The organism is Acinetobacter sp. WC-323 (genome assembly GCF_000314615.1).
GTDB classification, from domain to species: Bacteria; Pseudomonadota; Gammaproteobacteria; order Pseudomonadales; family Moraxellaceae; genus Acinetobacter; species Acinetobacter courvalinii.
In genome coordinates, this window is record NZ_AMZS01000035.1 from 22,181 (window position 1) to 36,433 (window position 14,253).

The 14,253-nt window shown below is 44.2% G+C and carries 14 protein-coding genes; 3 read left to right on the top strand and 11 right to left on the bottom strand.

Annotated features, from left to right (window positions below; genetic code table 11):
* Positions 1-32: 32 nt before the first annotated feature.
* The 10 genes from ACINWC323_RS12460 to ACINWC323_RS12415 form a co-directional block, all read right to left on the bottom strand.
* Positions 33-749 (bottom strand): phosphatase PAP2 family protein, encoded by a 717-nt coding sequence (locus ACINWC323_RS12460; RefSeq protein WP_009510950.1) that lies wholly within the window; start codon positions 747-749, stop codon positions 33-35.
* Between the two features lie 225 nt (positions 750-974).
* Positions 975-1,700, bottom strand: a complete 726-nt coding sequence (locus tag ACINWC323_RS12455; protein ID WP_171062180.1) for an amino acid ABC transporter ATP-binding protein — start codon at positions 1,698-1,700, stop codon at positions 975-977.
* A 14-nt stretch (positions 1,701-1,714) separates the two neighbouring features.
* Complete coding sequence (locus ACINWC323_RS12450) at positions 1,715-2,398, bottom strand: ABC transporter permease subunit (RefSeq protein ID WP_009511330.1); 684 nt, start codon at positions 2,396-2,398, stop codon at positions 1,715-1,717.
* Position 2,399: 1 nt separating this feature from the next.
* The gene (locus ACINWC323_RS12445; protein ID WP_005227034.1) at positions 2,400-3,143 is read right to left on the bottom strand and encodes an amino acid ABC transporter permease; all 744 of its coding nucleotides are present in this window, start codon (positions 3,141-3,143) and stop codon (positions 2,400-2,402) included.
* A 76-nt stretch (positions 3,144-3,219) separates the two neighbouring features.
* Positions 3,220-4,164: a transporter substrate-binding domain-containing protein gene (locus ACINWC323_RS12440; protein WP_009511064.1), complete on the bottom strand. Its 945-nt coding sequence runs from the start codon at positions 4,162-4,164 to the stop codon at positions 3,220-3,222.
* Positions 4,165-4,542: 378 nt separating this feature from the next.
* Positions 4,543-5,730, bottom strand: a complete 1,188-nt coding sequence (locus tag ACINWC323_RS12435; RefSeq protein ID WP_032881371.1) for an ammonium transporter — start codon at positions 5,728-5,730, stop codon at positions 4,543-4,545.
* A gap of 352 nt (positions 5,731-6,082) precedes the next feature.
* Entirely contained in the window at positions 6,083-7,492 is a 1,410-nt protein-coding gene (locus ACINWC323_RS12430; protein ID WP_009511036.1) for a short-chain fatty acid transporter, read from the bottom strand.
* Positions 7,493-7,621: 129 nt separating this feature from the next.
* Entirely contained in the window at positions 7,622-8,263 is a 642-nt protein-coding gene (locus ACINWC323_RS12425; protein WP_005288623.1) for a CoA transferase subunit B, read from the bottom strand.
* A gap of 2 nt (positions 8,264-8,265) precedes the next feature.
* A complete protein-coding gene (locus ACINWC323_RS12420) occupies positions 8,266-8,970 on the bottom strand; it encodes a CoA transferase subunit A (RefSeq protein WP_009511252.1) in 705 nt (234 codons plus the stop codon).
* Positions 8,971-9,148: 178 nt separating this feature from the next.
* Positions 9,149-10,033, bottom strand: coding sequence for a LysR family transcriptional regulator (locus tag ACINWC323_RS12415; RefSeq protein WP_009511448.1), 885 nt, complete (start codon positions 10,031-10,033; stop codon positions 9,149-9,151).
* Positions 10,034-10,538: 505 nt separating this feature from the next.
* On the opposite strand from ACINWC323_RS12415, the gene ACINWC323_RS12410 reads away from it, so the two are divergent.
* Complete coding sequence (locus tag ACINWC323_RS12410) at positions 10,539-11,963, top strand: GntP family permease (RefSeq protein ID WP_009511402.1); 1,425 nt, start codon at positions 10,539-10,541, stop codon at positions 11,961-11,963.
* Between the two features lie 71 nt (positions 11,964-12,034).
* A complete protein-coding gene (locus ACINWC323_RS12405) occupies positions 12,035-12,820 on the top strand; it encodes a 3-hydroxybutyrate dehydrogenase (protein ID WP_009510980.1) in 786 nt (261 codons plus the stop codon).
* Positions 12,821-12,883: 63 nt separating this feature from the next.
* On the opposite strand, the gene ACINWC323_RS12400 is transcribed toward ACINWC323_RS12405, so the two are convergent.
* The gene (locus ACINWC323_RS12400; protein ID WP_009511213.1) at positions 12,884-13,492 is read right to left on the bottom strand and encodes a hypothetical protein; all 609 of its coding nucleotides are present in this window, start codon (positions 13,490-13,492) and stop codon (positions 12,884-12,886) included.
* Between the two features lie 162 nt (positions 13,493-13,654).
* Here ACINWC323_RS12400 and ACINWC323_RS12395 point away from each other — a divergent pair, with 162 nt between their 5' ends.
* A complete protein-coding gene (locus ACINWC323_RS12395) occupies positions 13,655-14,242 on the top strand; it encodes a hypothetical protein (RefSeq protein ID WP_032881329.1) in 588 nt (195 codons plus the stop codon).
* The last annotated feature ends 11 nt before the right edge of the window (positions 14,243-14,253 follow it).

Below are 14,253 nucleotides of genomic sequence, written 5' to 3' on the forward strand. Positions count from 1 at the left end.
AAATTCAGTGCCCGCTCAATGGACACTGTTTGTCACTTTACCACATCAGATGCCAATAAAGGTACTGCATCGCGTTTTGCTGCGCGTTGATGATACTTATAAATAAATGTATAACATACTAAATTAATTACAACACAGACCCACGCTGTCCACAGGTTATGACTGAGGAAGTGGGCACCACGCATCATCTGTGCCCAGCCCATGGCGAATCCAATCAGCATTCCAGCAAACAGATAGAACCAGGCTCTGCGTTTGTGATTGAGGCGATAGACAAAATAACCGGTGATCAAGGCAAAGCCTGTACTGGCATGACCGCCGGGAAAGCAATGTCCGGCAGTTGCAGAAAAATCCCAGACAAAACCTGTTACGGTTTCATGGGTCATATACCACGGGCAGGCCTGGGCAGAGTGCGCTTTGAGCAAGCCTACGATGCAGGTACACAACATACTGACCCAAAACATATAGCCATATTGCCAGCTTTGAACTTTCAGTTTTTCAACTTTAAATGAAGCACACCACAGCAAAAAGAAGATCACGTAAATGGCAGTTAAAAGCTGTTTAACGTAACTATGGTTAAGTTGTTCCAGAAACCAGTCATGCTTATAAGGAAAATCACCATGTAAGCTGACCCAAGGCGCAATCAGATGTAAGTCAATTGCTCCGCCTACAGGAAAAACCAACAGTAAAATAAAAAAACTGATAAAAACTAAAAAGCTCGTCCATAAGAAAAAAGGCGTTCTTAAAATCATGGAACATACTGTTAAGGTGAGATAGACATCTCACTATTTAATTCCTAAAAGCTTAATCAGCTCTTAAATGTATATAAAAAAATGTTGGGTGAACGCTTGCTTGGAAAAGCTTAAAGATTTTATAAATCTGGAGGGCAAGTTTGAGCATTTTATAAAATAACGCTCGAGCTTTATTCGATAAAAAGCAGCCATTTAGGCTGCTTTATTTGTCGGATATTGTTTAGGTTAATGCAAAATTTTATCGAGAAACTGCTGCGCGCGTTCGCCACGTGGCGTACCAAAGAATTCATCTTTGGAGCAGTCTTCAACAATTTTACCCTGATCCATAAAGATAATCCGGTTGGCCACCTGACGGGCAAAGCCCATTTCATGGGTCACACACATCATGGTCATGCCTTCTTTGGCCAGTCCGACCATGACATCCAGTACTTCGTTGATCATTTCCGGATCAAGTGCCGAAGTCGGTTCATCAAACAGCATGGCAATCGGGTCCATGCTCAGCGCACGTGCAATCGCCACCCGTTGCTGTTGCCCGCCTGAAAGCTGGGCCGGATATTTATTGGCATGGGCACTGAGTCCAACACGGTCCAGATAAGCCAGTCCTTTTTTATTGGCTTCTGCTTCCGAACGTCCCAAGACCTTGATCTGGGCTATGGTCAGGTTTTCAGTAATGCTCAGATGTGGAAACAGTTCAAAATGCTGAAATACCATACCAACCCGGCTACGCAGTTTGGTCATATCGGTTTTGGGTTCGTGCACGGGTACGCCATCGACAAAGATTTTACCCTGTTGAAAGGGTTCCAGCCCATTGACGGTTTTAATCAAGGTGGACTTGCCTGAACCTGAAGGACCGCAGACCACCACCACTTCACCTTGACGGATCTGGGTGCTGCAATCGGTCAGGACCTGAAACTGGTCGTACCATTTACTGACATTTTGGAGGTCTATCATTACTTTATTGTCGCTCATACCCGTAACCTCCTTTGTAAACGTTTAACTGCGAATGTGGCAATGGCGCTGATGCTAAAGTACACAAGTCCTGCAAATAGAATATATTGGGTAAGCAAGGACATTAAATCTCCACGAACATAGGTTGTTCTGAAAAAGTCGAGCAGACCAATGGCATACACCATGGTGGAATCCTGAAACAGGATAATGGTTTGCTGAAGTAATAACGGCATCATTTTTCTAAAGGCCTGTGGCAGGATAATCAGTCGCATCGACTGCCCATAACTCATGCCCAACGCGGATGCCGCCGCAGCCTGTCCTTTCGGAATCGACTGGATACCAGCGCGGACAATTTCAGAAAAATAAGCGGCTTCAAACAGCATAAATGCCACGATACTGGAAACCAGTGCGGTATCAATGGTCAGATACTGACCTGTTGCTGCGGTATAGATAAAAGGAACGGCAAAATAAAACCACATCAGCACCAACAGCAGGGGGATGGAACGGAACAGGTTGACATAAGCCTGTGCAACCACATTCAGAATCCTGATGGATGACAGACGCATTAATGCCAGCAGTGTACCAATGGCAATACCGCCAATGGTAGCAATAACTACGACTTTTAAGGTAATGCTGAAACCATGCCAGAGAGCCGGTCCGGACTGCTGTAAATCACTGAGAAAAGAAGTGAACCATTCCATGCTACTTACCTCCTGATATTAAACCAGGAATGCGTAAACGCTTTTCCAGCAGGTTCATGGCAAAGATAAGACAGATATTGATGACAATAAAAATCACGGTGACATAGGTGTAGATTTCGATGGTGTTCTGGGTATATTCACTGATAGTTTTCATCTGCGAAATAATTTCTGCCACACCCACCAAAGACGCAACCGAGGTGTTTTTCACGCAGTTGGTCAGCTCGGAACTCAACGGCGGTAAAATGGTACGAAAAGATTGCGGCAGAATGACATAGCGGTACAGTTGCAGGGTAGAAAATCCCATGGCATAACCGGCATTAATTTGCCCTTTGGGCAGCGCTTCAATACCTGTGCGCACCTGCTCACAGACACGTGCTGCGGTAAACAGTCCAAGTCCGATACTGGCCGAAATCAGGGCCGTGGTATTGGCACCCAGATCATTCATCCACCAGTTTTTAATCGGTGCAGGTAGAAAGTTGGGAACCACATAAAACCAGATAAATAACTGAACCAGTAAAGGGATATTCCTGAACACGGTGACATAGGCCGTACCGATGGCTCTGGCGGTTTTATTTGGAAGTGTGCGCATAATTCCGAGGATACTGCCTAGCAGCATGGCGATACTCCATGCCACAACAGCAATCACGATCAGCCATCCCAGGCCGGTGATAATCCAGTTCAGGTAGGTGGTGTCTCCAATACCTGTCGATTGCCACAATACTCCCCAGTTCCAGCTATAATTCATAATAACTCCTGAGAAGAAACGGGAGAACATCCTCTGTTTCCCGGTTCTGCAATAATAGTCTTGTTATCGCGGGGAATTACTTATCCCGGTCATGTGGATTGGCAATCAAGGCTTTGAGCTGATCAGACATCGCAAAGTCCAGGTTAATATTTTTTGGTGGAATTGGTTGCTGGAACCATTTTTTATACATGTTATTGATTTCACCAGAAGCATAAGTGGCTTTAATGGCATCATCAACCACCTGTTTAAAGCCTGTATCACCTTTACGCAGCATACAGCCATAGATTTCATGAATTGGAGCAGTGCCGACGATTTCCCATTGATTCGGATCTTTGGCTTTGGATTTTTCTCCCGCCAGTAAAATATCATCCATCATGAATGCCACAGCACGACCATTTTGTAGCATCAAGAATGATTCGGCATGGTCTTTGGCAGAAATGATTTCGCCAATGCCCAGTTCTTGCTGGTGCTGGCGGATATAACGTTCAGAGGTTGTTCCTGCTGTGGTGACCAGTTTCTTGCCTTTTAAATCTGAAAAGTCCTTGATACCGGAGTTCTTGGCCGTGAGCAGTCTTGAACCCACTTCAAAGAAACCGACCGAGAAATCAACCTGTTGCTGACGCTCTTTATTGTTGGTGGTTGAGCCACACTCCAGATCAACCGTCCCATTAGAGACCAGTGGAATACGGTTCTGGCTGGTCACCAGGTTATAGCGGATTTTCAGGTCTGGCATATTCAGCTTTTGCTTGACCGCTTCAACTACCTTGAGTTGCAGGTCATGGGCATAACCGACTGGCTGATTCGGATTGGAAGCAATGTAGGAAAAGGGAATCGATGAGTCACGATAACCGAGTACAATCGTACCAGAGCTTTTAATTTTATTGAGTGTGCCCGAAGAAGAAGCACTACCATCTGCCGTTTTGTCACCGGCAGCAGGGGCCTTATTGTCGCTACAGGCACTGAGTCCCAACATCAGGGCGCTTGCACAAAGCAGCGAGGTCATGGTGCGTTTAGATGTCATCTACAAAACTCCTTTTGTATCATTCTGATGCATTCGTAATTGTTGCGGTTTAACCGTTGATTGTTATGAAAAATAATGTTTTCTTTCTAAACATAAAAAATACATTATTTTTCATCTTAATCAACTTGCATACGATTGCTCAAGCGATATTGTTTACCGTTTTGTTAATGGTAACTGTTGATGAATTAAGCAGTTTTTAAATGAATGAATTCTGATAAAAATGCAGGATATATAAAGCATAATTCATGCCGTATGGATAGATCGCTTTATTCAGGCAATACCGTTCTGGAAGTCTAGGCACAATGATGTAAAGAGACTGTATTTTTAAGAAGAGATAAAAAAAGCGGCCTGATCAGCCGCGTTTAAATAAGATAAAAGTTAGAACATCGATTCTTCGGAATTCGCTGAAATTTTATGAATGGACAGGTCGGCACCACGATACTCGTCTTCTTGGGAAAGACGCAGTCCAAGCGTGGCTTTTAACAGGCCATAAACCAGAAAGCCGCCAGCCAGTGCAACGATAATGCCCAGACCGGTACCAATGATTTGTGAAATAAGGGAAATGCCGCCAAGCCCGCCCAGTGCTTGTTGTCCAAAAATTCCTGCGGCAATCCCACCAAAGGCACCACATACGCCGTGTAATGGCCAGACCCCCAGTACATCATCGACTTTCAGTTTGTTTTGGGTATAGGTAAACAGGTAAACAAACAGTGCACCGGCGATGCCACCAATCAGTAATGCACCAATAGGGTGCACAATATCTGAGCCTGCACAAATCGCGACCAGACCCGCCAGCGGACCATTGTGTAAGAACCCCGGGTCATTTTTACCCATAAAATTTGCTGCCAGGGTGCCACCGACCATCGCCATCAATGAATTAATCGCCACCAGACCTGAAATGGCTTCAACCCGTTGAGCGCTCATCACGTTAAAGCCAAACCAGCCGACGATCAGGATCCATGAACCTAAGGCGAGGAATGGAATTGAAGACGGCGGATGTGCGCTGACACGTCCATCATTTTTATAGCGACCATGACGAGCACCCAGTAAAATTACGGCAGCCAAAGCGATCCAGCCACCCATAGCATGCACCACAACTGAACCGGCAAAGTCATGGAAACTTGCACCAAATGTGTTTTCTAGCCACTTTTGCAAACCATAGTTGCCATTCCAGATCATGCCTTCAAAGAAGGGATAGATCAGCGCCACCAGAAGCAGGGTCGCAATCGCTTGCGAGCGCATCTTGGCACGTTCGGCAATACCGCCTGAAATAATCGCGGGAATGGCTGCGGCAAAGGTTAGCAGGAAGAAACAGCGCATCAGGTTATAACCATGGTCTGAGGCTAAGGTGCTCCCTGCATGGAAAAAGTTCTGGCCATAGGCAATCCAGTAGCCGATAAAGAAGTAGGCAATCGCTGAAATGGCGAAGTCGGTCAGGATTTTACTTAAGGCATTCACCTGATTTTTATGCCGTACTGTGCCGAGTTCCAGAAATGCAAAGCCAGCATGCATTGCCAATACCAGTACTGCACCGAGCAGTAAGAAAAATAGATCTACGTTTTGCATAGTGGTGCTCAAAAAAAGTGCTAAATTCGATTCTGGCGCATAGCTTTGATTCATTTTTTGCACCAAAAAGGATTTAGTAAATCTAAAAACTCAGGCTGTAGGGGAACAGCCCAATTTAATGAAATAAATAATGCAAAAAGTGCACCAATTTAGAAATTAATTTGTAATTTTGGTGAATAGTGGTGCAATTTGCTTAAAAATAGCACAGTTTATGCGGTGGTTTGAATGCAATATCACCCTGCAAATTTCATTTATTGTTTTAGTTGATGAACAAACGCAAGCGAGCATACCATCGTCACGCTTTATCTTGATCCGATAGAAGAACATTCCTGACGATGGCGAGCCTGCGTATTTACAGCACAGGTGGGGTATAGCTTAAGGTTCTGCCTAAAATCCAGAGTAAAAACAGCACCAAAGGTAGATGAACAACCAGTTGGGTGACGGTAAAACCAATCACGTCTTTGGCTTTGAGTTTTAAAATCCCGAGCATGGGCAGCATAAAGAAGGGGTTGATCAGGTTGGGCAATGCTTCTGCTGCATTATAAATCTGTACCGACCAGCCGAGATGCACTTGCAGATCATTGGCGGCCTGCATCACATAGGGCGCTTCAATAATCCATTTCCCGCCGCCAGAGGGTACAAAGAAACCCAGTACCGCAGAGTAGATGCCCATCACAATGGCAAAGGTTTCTTTGGAGGCAATCGAGACAAAGAATTCGGCAATATAGTGGGATAAGGAAAGGTCTTCGCTGTTTAAGGCTTGCGTCATAATAAAGGCAATACTGCCGTAGAGCGGGAACTGGATCAGAATTCCTGAGACCGCAGGCACCGCCTGACTGACGGCATTGAGAAAATTACGCGGGGTACGGTGTAAGGCCAGACCTAACATTAAAAACACAAAGTTATAGGTATTGAGACTGGAAATGGCAATGATGGGATTGGTTTTGGAAAACTCGATAAACATCCAGATCAGACCTAATGCCACTACAACAATGGTCAACAGGGGGGAGTTTTCCAGCCAGTCGCCAGGTCGGGTCGATTTAACTTCAGTCTTTTCCTCTTCATTAAAATCTAGCTCAAAATCCTGCATGGTTTTGACATTATCCCCTTTGGGTGCCGACCAGTAGGCAATCGCAATCGAAACAATCACCAGAATCAAAGTCATCAGCATCGATTGCCACAGGAAGATGGTTTCAGTAAATGGAATCACACCGGTTAGGTTATAGATCGACTCAGGCAGACTGGCTTTATTGGCTTGTAATTGTGCCGCAGATGAACTGATGCCCAGTGCCCAGGTCGCACCCATGCCAATAATGGCGGCAGCTGCAGCAGCGCGATAGTCCATATGTAGTTCTTTACGCTTGGCCAGTGCAATCACCAGTAAGGCGGTTAAAATGGTACTGACCGCCCAATTGACCAGTGAAATGAGCAAACTTGTGGTGGCAACCAAGACAATGGCACTACGTCCCGAATGCGGAATACGCGCCATCATCTGAATCAGTTTTTTCACAGGCGCAGACACGGAAACCACGTAACCGACGATAATCAGCATGGTCATTTGCAGGGTAAAGGGAATTAAGCTCCAGAAACCGTTACCGAACGAACTGGCAACATCCTGTACCGGGGCACCGATACAGATTGCAGCGAATGAAACAATGATGACACCGAGTAAGGCAAAAATATAAGAGTCTGGAAACCATTTTTCCGACCAGTTACTGATCCGTAATGCGAAACGCTCCAACAGCGCAGGTTGTTTATTCATCTTAAGCATCCATCTTTGATTGTTATAAAGTTCATTTGTCCTAAATGAATTTTCTGTTGCCTAAAAACGGCTAAAAGTGATGCTCGGAAAGCATCACTTCAATATAGGGAAATAAAAGGAGGTGGTTGGTTAAGCTTGGGCTTCAATCAACAGCTCAACACCCGTGGCCTCCCGGATTTGCTGTTCAGTCACATCAGGGGCTAACTCGACCAGTTTGATGCCTTCAGCAACCACATCCAGTACGCCCAGATCGGTAATGATGCGATGCACCACTTTTTGACCTGTGAGCGGTAAGCTGCACTGTTTGACGATTTTGGCTGTTCCATCTTTGGCATTGTGTTCCATCAACACCACCACGCGTTGTACGCCGGCAACCAGATCCATGGCACCGCCCATCCCTTTGACTTTTTTGCCCGGAATCATCCAGTTGGCGAGGTCGCCTTGTTCAGAGACTTCCATGGCACCCAGAATGGCGATATTGACATGACCTCCACGGATCATGGCGAAGGATTCACTGCTTGAGAAAAAGGCCGCACCTGCACGCGCAGTGACGGTCTGTTTACCTGCATTGATTAAATCAGGGTCGAGTTGTTGTTCAGTTGGAAATTCGCCAATGCCGAGTAGACCATTTTCCGATTGCAGCCACACATCCATATCCTCTGGAATGTAGTTGGCAACCAGTGTTGGCAGGCCAATACCGAGATTGACGTAGAAACCATCCTGTAATTCTTTTGCGGCACGTTGTGCCATTTGTTCACGTGTCCATGCCATGATTATGCGTCCTGTGCTTTTAGAGTTTTTTGTTCGATCCGTTTTTCAGGTGTAGCGTTCAGTACCACACGATTGACGTAAATGCCCGCTAAATGGATTTCATCTGGATCAAGCTCGCCAATCTCAACGATCTGTTCAACTTCGGCAATGGTAATTTTTCCAGCCATGGCACATTCAGGGTTGAAGTTTTGCGCGGTTTTACGGAATACCAGATTGCCGGCTTTATCCGCTTTATAGGCTTTAACCAGTGCCACGTCTGCGGTCAATGATGGTTCAAGGATATAGGTGCGACCATTAAATTCACGTTGTTCCTTACCTTCAGCCACCAAGGTACCTGCACCTGTTGCGGTATAAAAGGCAGGAATACCTGCGCCACCAGCACGTAGTTTTTCGGCGAGTGTGCCTTGAGGTGTGAGTTCAACCTCAAGTTCGCCATTTAGATACTGGCGTTCGAATTCTTTATTTTCGCCCACATAAGACGAAATCATTTTTTTAATTTGTCGGGTCTTGAGCAACACACCCAAGCCAAAATCATCAATGCCTGCATTATTGGAAATACAGGTCAGGCCGGTTACACCTGTATCTTTTAGCGCTTCGATCAATGTCTCAGGGATACCGCATAGGCCAAAACCGCCCACTGCAAAGGTCTGCTGATCTTGCACCACATCTTGTAGTGCCAGTGCTGCGGTTGAATAGACTTTATTCATTTTTTTCACCTGTAAATTCCTTGGTTTCTATTAGTTTTAGCACTCAGGGATTATTTACAGAAGTTTAAATTTCTAAAGGATTAATGAGGGAAACTCATTAATACCAGAAAATTCATCGATTTCACTCAAAAGGGCGCTATGACGGGCGAGTTGGTCTTGGTCTGGTAACTGAAGGGGCTTAGCCAAAATCATGTTGTAGCAGGATCTCGATAAACTCGGCTGAAATATTGGAAAGCTCAAAGTCTTTTTTATAGACAATGCCAATCGCCTGCGGCAGTTTACCGTCCTCAATCTCAATCAGAACGTTATGTTCCTTGTCGATAAAATTCTGAAAATGGCGGGGAATGGCACTGACCCCCATATCCAGTGCCACAAAGCTGGAGAGGGAACTGATCTGATGACATTCAACTTTTAGATCTAAAGTCAGATGATTTTTAAGACAGTTTTCTTCAATCAGGTGTCGAACAATCGAGGGATGTTGTAAGGTGACAAAGGGATTGGCGCACAGCTGTTTCCAACTGATTGATTCTGCACTTGCCAGTGGATGCGTCTTGGGCAACAGCGCCAGAAAATCTTCCTCAAATAAGGGCCTAAATTCCAGTTGATCATGGCGTGGTGGTTCAAAGCAAATCCCAATTTCAAAAATACCATCCTGAACATTTTCCAGTACTTTCTCATTGGGAATATCATGAATGGAAAAGCTGATATTGGGATGCTTGGCTAAGAAGCTATGAATCACTTGCGGCAAAATCGCATGGGTGACAAAGGGCATCGAGGCAATATTGAGGGTGCCGCGATTCAGTTTAAAACGTTGTTTAACATCCTTTTCCATATCCTCCCAGTTGGCCAGTAATTTCTTGGCATAGGGGATCAATGATTTTCCTTCCTGTGTCAGCTCGACGCGCCGGGTATTGCGCTTAAACAGCTTGCCCCCGAGTTCTTCTTCCAGTGATTTGATACTCAAACTTAAAGCAGACTGACTGAGATGCAGTTCAGCAGAGGCATTTGCATAATTCAGGGTACGCGTCAGCGCAAGAAATGCCTTGAGTTGCTTAAGTGTCATGTTCAGTCGCCTGTTCGGAAAGTTTTGATTTATATGGTGTAATTTATAAAAAAAACAGCGCATTGTGACTGGCATTTTTGTTAATTCGCTGGCGCAAGGCAAGCCGTTTATTTTTAACTCAAGGACAAATGATTATTCGCTCACTTTATCTCAATATCGAAAAATAGATTTTAAAAATAATCCGCTAAATATACTTTAAATGGATTGATGAGTATTATTCAATAGTTAATTTGTTTTACTAATCAATTAAATTATTTGCTGTTAATTCATGTAACATATTGATTTATAATAAAAGTTAAAATGATATATTTTGTTTTAATCGTCTTGTTTTTTATGATTTTAATGCTATTTTAAAATACGTTTGAGCATGTATCTTTGTTTTTAAATGCTGTATTGCCATCGGCAGTTTCTTGATTTTATTTATGGTTAGGATAACCACCATACAGAATAAAAAAAATAATTTGGTTGACCCTGACATATATTCTTTGGAATGGAGTAAAAGAATATGTGGGATTTATTTGTCATTCTGCTGTCTTTAGGCTTGCTGATGTACACCGCCTATCGCGGTTTTTCCGTGATTTTGATGGCACCGTTGTGTGCATTATTGGCGGTTTTTCTGATTAACCCCGCCAATGTGCTGCCGTTTTATTCGGGCGTTTTCATGCCGAAAATGGTCAATTTCATTAAAGACTATTTTCTGGTGTTCTTGCTGGGTGCAATCTTTGGCAAAGTGGTAGAAATGTCGGGCATTGCCGAGTCGATTGCCCGCACCATTGTCAACTGGATTGGTGCAAAGAAAGCCATTTTAACCGTGGTCTTACTTGGTGCCATTCTGACCTATAGCGGTGTCAGCCTGTTTGTGGCGGTATTTGCGATTTATCCATTTGCCAATCAGTTGTTCCAGCAAGCCAATATTCCAAAACGACTGATTCCCGGCACCATTGCCTTAGGCGCATTTACATTTACTATGGATGCCTTACCGGGGACACCGCAAATTCAGAACGTGATTCCAACCACCTTCTTTGGCACCAATATTTATGCAGCGCCGTTTTTGGGTGTCATTGGGGCGATCTTCGTCTTGAGCATGGGCTTATTATATTTGGAGTCACGTCGTAAAGCTGCAGCACGAGCAGGTGAAGGCTATGCAGGTTTTGCTGCTGAAGGTACCGTCACGCAAACGACTGCTGATATCGAGCTATCTAATCAAAGCAACGGTTCAGTGCTGCGTCAATGTCTGGCCTTTGTGCCGTTGATTCTGGTTGCAGTGATGAACCGTTATCTATCCACAGCCATCAAAGAATGGTACCCGAATGGCTTTGATTTTAATGCCATTGGTCTCGCTAACTACACGGTTGATGTGGCAAAAACAGGGGCGATTTGGGCAGTCGGTTTGGCCTTGATTGTCGGGATCATTGCGGCAATTTTATTTGATTATCAACGTGTAGTGACCAACTTTAAAGAAGGGGTGAATGCCAGTATCAGTGGTTCATTGCTGGCGGTGATGAATACTGCTTCAGAATATGGTTTCGGTGCGATTATTGCGGCATTGCCGGGCTTTGCTTTAATCAGCCATGCACTCGGTACCACATTCACCAATCCTTTGGTCAATGGCGCTGTGACCACGACCGTATTGGCAGGGATTACCGGTTCAGCCTCGGGCGGGATGAGTATTGCCCTGAGTGCGATGGCAGAAACCTATAACGCTGCCATTGTCGCAGCAGGCATTCCACCGGAAGTAATGCATCGTGTGGTGGCGATGGCCTCGGGCGGTATGGACACACTACCCCATAATGGTGCGGTAATTACCCTGCTTGCGGTTACGGGCTTAACCCATAAGCAATCCTATAAGGATATTTTCGCGGTCACCATTATTAAAACCTTGGCGGTATTTGTGGTGATTGCTGCATTTACATGGTTTGGGATCGTCTAAGGCATATTTTAATTTGAGCTTGCCCATAATAAGGGCGAGCAATCCAGATAAACAAAAACAGGAGTAGCACCGTGACTCAACAACTTGAAGCCAAAGTGGCCTTTATTACCGGTTCAGCCAGTGGTATTGGTTTAGAAATTGCGAAAAAATTTGCTCAGGAAGGCGCGAAAGTGGTGATTTCTGATGTGAATGCCGAGAAATGTCAGCAAGCGGTTGAGCAGTTAAAACAGCAGGGTTTTGAAGCCTTGTCTGCGCCTTGTGATGTAACTGATGAACAGGCTTATAAAGCCGCGATTGATTTGACCACACAAACCTTTGGGCGTCTGGATATCCTGATCAATAATGCCGGTTTTCAGCATGTCGCCGCAATTGAAGACTTCTCAACCGAGATTTACCAGAAACTGGTCCAAGTGATGCTGACAGGTTCATTTATCGGGATTAAACATGTGTTTCCGATTATGAAAGCACAACAATATGGCCGGATTATCAATATGTCTTCGATCAATGGTTTGATTGGTTTTGCAGGTAAGGCGGGATACAACAGTGCCAAGCATGGGGTGATTGGCTTGACCAAAGTGGCGGCTCTGGAATGTGCGCGTGATGGCATTACTGTGAATGCATTATGTCCGGGTTATGTAGATACGCCGTTGGTGCGTGGGCAAATTGCGGACTTGGCCAAAACCCGTAATGTGAGTCTGGAAAGTGCTTTGGAAGATGTGATTTTAGCCATGGTGCCGCAGAAGCGTTTACTCAGCGTGGAGGAAATTGCCGACTATACGATTTTCCTAGCCAGCAACAAAGGGGCAGGGATTACAGGGCAGGCGGTAGTGATGGATGGGGGATATACCGCACAATAAGCTGTGTATGTGATTGAAAAAGCCGCTCAATTGGGCGGTTTTTTATGAAATGACAGTGATGAGTTAGCACAGCGCAATGCGTTTAATTTTTTCATCTGTTAAGAAAAACACAGATGTTGCACAGGTTTCTTCTAAAACATTGACAGAAATACCATCACCTTTGAACTTTAGATAATGTTTTGGGTCAATTTGCTCATCAGCTAAGATATTTCCATCTTCATCAAAGCGATAATCTTCATCCACGTAAATATCTGTTTTAGGTGCAACTTCAAAAGTTCCGAAAATATCGAGGTCATAATCTTTATCTGTATTTTCGTAATAATAAACTTTGTCGCTATTTGAGATACGGAATTCAAAGAGATATTTCATTCCTTTTTTATTTGGGTTTTTCAGTACTCGAAAATTATCCAGATCTCCATCGCCATCAAAATCAATAAATAAAGGTTTTTTGAGATGGGTTGTATCGACTGAATAGCCTTTTGGTAGTGGGGTTGAATTATTGGCGAGATAATCGGATTCGGGTGTAGCAGGAATAAGCACAGGTTCTGATACGGCTTGAGTCTGTTGAGCTGCCTTTTGAATGGGTTGATCGCTTTCTGCTGATGTTTTTGGTTTTTCATTACATCCAGCGAGCAAAATAAATGAGGTGAGTAATAGGACTTTATTCTTCATACAATTTGAGTATTTAAATGATGATGTATATAACAGATTTTAGCTTAAAAGTTGGGTCTGTCATTTTTTATGTTTAATTCAAATTGAGGAGTATGAGAACTTTCTTTAGTCGATATTTTTTGAGTTAGAATGAACCAGCCTTTAATTCTAATACGACTTCATATGAACAATAAACTCGTCAGCTTTTGCCTTTTATCAGTCTGTTTAACTCAGTTGAGCCACGCCCAAGCAACGCCATTCAAGACCTATCAATCTGAGCCGTTGCATTGTGGTGAAGCGACTTTTCAAGTGATTTCATCCTGTTTTGATCCAGATGAAGGCGCGCTGAGAGGAAGTGGTGGCGTCATGCGTGAATCTTGTCAATCCAGTCATTTGCTGGTGAACTGGAAAGGACAGCAAAAGCGGATTGATTTTCCAATTGCAACCGCAGCACAAATGCAGCAATTAAAAAGCAAAGGCTATACGTTGCAAAAAGTGGTTCGCCACGGGGATTGGTCTCCACAAAGTTTGGCCTGTGGTCAGGCCAAAGGCATTTCGGGATATTTTGTTGTGGTAAATCAAGCAACTACCAATGATTTGAATCACGAGTACTTGGGCAAAGGGTCATTGAGTGAAGAACCTGTATTACTGAATTTGAATGGCACGATGACCAGTGATGCAGTTAGACAAAAAATCTATCCCTTGCTGAAACAAGATAAAGTTAAAATCACCAAAGTCGTTTCAGCCAATGCCTTATTTGGCGATGAGTAAAGCTTAGTTCA